General features: G+C 63.8%; 1 protein-coding gene. It reads left to right on the forward strand.

From position 1 onward, the window contains the following. Window positions 1-978, forward strand: a 978-nt coding sequence (locus DQW77_RS17895) for an IS30 family transposase (RefSeq protein WP_113259694.1), incomplete at its 5' end; no start/stop codon positions are given. Between the last annotated feature and the right edge of the window lie 7 nt (window positions 979-985).

Genomic DNA, 985 nt, shown 5'->3' on the forward strand with positions numbered 1-985 from the left:
CGCGCGGCCCGCCGCCCGAAGGTGGCCAAGCTGGCATCGAACGAAGCCCTGCGCCATTATGTTCAGGATCGCCTTGCTGGCCTGATCACGCATCCTGATGGGAAGGCGATCAAGGGGCCGAAGGTTGCGTGGAAGGGGCGACGCCACGGCCCGAGACAGGCACGGCGGTGGTCGATAGCTTGGAGCCCGGAGCAGATCTCGCGACGGCTTGAACTCGATTTTCCGGGGGAAACGACAATGCGGATTAGCCACGAGGCGATCTATCAGGCGCTCTTTATCCAGGGACGTGGGGCCCTGAAGCGAGAATTGACGGCGTGCCTTCGCACCGGACGCGCCCTCCGGGTCCCCCGCGCCAGGAGCACGGGCCGGGGCAAGTCCTTCGTCTCGCCAGAGATCATGATCAGCAAACGTCCTGCCGAAGTGGCGGATCGCGCCGTTCCGGGCCATTGGGAAGGGGATCTGATTCTCGGCCTGAACAGCTCGGCGATCGGCACGCTGGTCGAGCGGACAACTCGCTTTACCTTGCTCCTCCATCTGCCGCCCATGGCTGGGCATGGAACGGACCTGCGTCAGAAGAACGGCCCCCCGCTCGCCGGACATGGTGCCGAGGCGGTTCGCGATGCGATTGCCAGAAGCATCTCCGAACTCCCGAGCCATCTTCGCAGATCGCTTGCCTGGGATCAGGGTGCGGAGATGGCGCGGCATGCGGACCTGAAAATCCTCACGGGGCTGCCGGTCTATTTCTGTGATCCGCACAGCCCCTGGCAACGCGGCACCAACGAGAACACCAACGGCCTGCTCCGACAATACTTCCCGAAGGGCACGGACCTCGGCAAGCACAGCTCTGACGATCTCGAGGCCGTCGCAGTTGCACTGAACGGCAGACCGAGAAAGACGCTCGGTTGGAGGACGCCCGCAGAGGCGCTGGACGAGTTCATGATAATGGAACAAGATCGTGGTGTTGCGACGACCGGTTGAGACCGCC

Origin of the sequence: Roseovarius sp. TE539 (assembly GCF_003298505.1) — a bacterium.
Taxonomy (GTDB): domain Bacteria; phylum Pseudomonadota; class Alphaproteobacteria; order Rhodobacterales; family Rhodobacteraceae; genus Roseovarius.